Origin of the sequence: uncultured Brevundimonas sp. (genome assembly GCF_937870815.1) — a bacterium.
Taxonomy (GTDB): Bacteria; Pseudomonadota; Alphaproteobacteria; order Caulobacterales; family Caulobacteraceae; genus Brevundimonas.
The window spans coordinates 1-2,743 of record NZ_CALMZS010000084.1; the positions used below are offsets into that span (position 1 = coordinate 1).

A 2,743-nucleotide genomic window follows, 5' to 3' on the forward strand; every position below is an offset into this window, starting at 1 on the left:
CCACGAACCGGCGCCCTGCATCAGCGGATCGGGCGGCGGCGGGCCGGGCTGTTTGTCGCGGCAGATATTGACCTCGATGCCGATGACGCCGACCTGATAGCCGGCCATGGTCTGGATCCACCCGGCCTCGACCTCTCCGGTCGGGGCCATCAGGGTGACGAAGGTGCTGTCGCCCACCGTCAGCGTGGAGATCGTATAGGGCTGGAGCACCACGCTGATCGGCGTTCCGGCGGCGACCTCGAGGGTGTAGCTGGTCACCTCCGAGGGGTTGACGATCGCCTCGATCGCATCGCTGAGCCCATCGACGAACGCATCGGCGAAGGCCTCGTCCATCCCGGCGATGAGCGCGTCGAAATTGTCGAGCGCATAGTCGATCTCGCACTGGCCTTCCTCGTCGGTGGTACAGGCCAGCGGGTCCGCGCCCGCGTCCGTCTGCGGCCGGTCGCCGCCTTCGGACGGCAGGGCCACGTTCTGGACGGAGTCGGCGAACAGCTTGACCTGCTGACGGCCGGTCGCCGCCTGGCCGACCCCGGTCTGGGCCGCGCCGGTGGCCTTGACGATCAGGGTGACGGTCGGCGCGTCGTTGGGGTCGCCGGCGTCCTCGGGGGCGTCGGCGGGGTCGTCGTTGCGCGCATTGTCGCTCGCGGCTCGCAATGCCGATACCGCCGCCGCGAACTCGGCATCCGCGACGGGATCGCGCACGCTTTCCCACCAGTCGCTGAACACCGCGTTCCTGACGGAGTCGGGCTGAAGCTCGAGCCATGCGTTCGTCTCATCGATCCACTGCTGTAGATCGTCCCAGTCAGACAGTTCAGGCATCGCGGGCGGCGATCCGCGCGATGTGGATCCCGGCGACGACGGCGACGATCCCCGCGACGGGTCGCCGCCCGGGCCATCGCCGGGCGTCTCGCCCTGGGGCTGGGCCGGGCCGTATTCGCACCAGTCCTCGCTGTCGAGCACCAGTTGGAGACCCAGATCGCCGAGCGTCAGCGCCATATCCGGCTCGGCAGGCTCGCCGAAACTCCAGGGGCATTCGGGCGCCGCCGCGCCGTCCAACTGGGCCTGAAGTGCGTCGAACAGGCTGGAGGGATACTCCGGGTGGGCCTCACGTTCGCTCTTGATCAGGGCCTGGATCGTCTCGAGGATCGCCTGCACCGTCGCGCAATCGCCCTCGGCGCGGAATTCCTCGGCGTTCGCCAGCATTGAGTCCATGGCGGCCTGGGCCTCAGCCAGATAGGCCTCGGCGCTCTGGGCCGCTGCGGGCGCTTCCTGGGCCATGGCCGGTCGCGCCGCGATCATCTCGGTTCCCGCCAGCACCGCGCATGCGACGCCGCACAGAAGAAGGATTCTTGACGAACCGCCCATATACCCATCCAGCTCCAGAGAACCCAGCCTAGGCGAACTCCGGTTCGTCCCGCGTCATCGGTTCTGATGACGCCGTTCGCCCAAGGTGCTATTTGTTTCGCGATTGCGAGACGGGGCGAGGCGACATGGCGAGGGTCGATGCGCTGTTCGGGGCCATCGAGGCCGTTCACACGGCAGGCCTTGACGCGGACCGCTGGCCAGCGGCGATCGAACGAATGGCGCGGGTCACCGGGTCGTGCGCGGCGACCCTGGAGGTCTATGACCTGGACGCCCGACGTCACCGGGCGTTCCACGAATGGGGCGTCGATCCGACCCTGCTGGAAGAATACCTGCAACTCTTCACCGGACAGCTCTATGTGCGGCGGAACGAGGTCGGCGCCCGACGCAGGCGCTTTCCGGCCGGTCACCTGCTGGATCGGTCGGGGCAGGAGCGTGAGCCTTTTTACAGCGACTATCTGGGCGACCTCGATCTCAGCGGCTTCGCGGCGGGGATACTGAACGAGGCGCCCAGCACCCAGGCGGTGCTGACCATGCGCCGCAATCCGGCCGGGGGATCGGCGGGCGGCGACTATCTGGAGATGTTCCAGGCGCTGGCCAGCCATGTCGGCCTGGCGCTCAAGACCAATGCGGAGCTGCGCCGGTCGCGCGGTCAGGCGCGGGCGCTGGCCGAGGCGCTGGACCTGCTGGACATCGGCGCGGCCCTGGTGCGGGCCGACGGCGCCGTGACCCACGCCAATGCGGCGCTGAGGACGCTGACCGAGGGCCAGGACGGCGTCAGCGCGGGAGGCGGCGGCTTGCGTTTCGCCGGCCTGGAAGCCCGCCGGCGATACGGCGCCGCATTGGACGCCGTCTCGGCCCTCCGCGACCGCCGCGGCCTGGACGGACCCGTCGCCTTCCAGGCCGCGCGGCCCTCCGGCGCGCCGCGGTTGACCGTGGCGGTGAGGCCGCTGTTCACCGATCCGTCCGACACGCCGCCGGAAGCGGCGGCAGTCGTCTTCGTGCACGATCCGCTGGCCAGGCTGACCAGGACATCCGGGGCCGAGTTGCGTCGTCCGCCATTCAACCTGACCATCGCCGAATCCCACCTCGCCGTCGCGCTTATGCAGGGCACGTCGCCGGTCGACTACGCCCGGGCGCAGGGCGTCAGCATCAATACCGCCTATACCCACCTGCGCCGTCTGAAGGACAAGACCGGGGCGCGCCGGCTGCCGGAACTGATCCATCGATTGAACGAGGCGACGCCCAGCCCGGCCTTCGCCGGACAGATCCCGACGACGAACTGACGGGGGCGGCCTGACCCGGAGCCTGATCGGTTGAGGAGGACTCGCTTCGCGATTCCGCCGATGCCGTGAATCAGGCTCCAGTCTAAGGCTGGAGC

The 2,743-nt window shown here is 69.3% G+C and carries 2 protein-coding genes; one reads left to right on the top strand and one right to left on the bottom strand.

Going from position 1 to position 2,743, the window contains the following annotated elements; all coding sequences use genetic code 11:
• A partial coding sequence (locus Q0588_RS05270) for a hypothetical protein (RefSeq protein WP_298744398.1) occupies nt 1-1,299 on the bottom strand: 1,299 nt, incomplete at its 3' end.
• 191 nt (nt 1,300-1,490) lie between these two features.
• On the opposite strand from Q0588_RS05270, the gene Q0588_RS05275 reads away from it, so the two are divergent.
• Complete coding sequence (locus Q0588_RS05275; RefSeq protein ID WP_298744400.1) at nt 1,491-2,648, top strand: helix-turn-helix transcriptional regulator; 1,158 nt, start codon at nt 1,491-1,493, stop codon at nt 2,646-2,648.
• Nucleotides 2,649-2,743 lie beyond the last annotated feature (95 nt).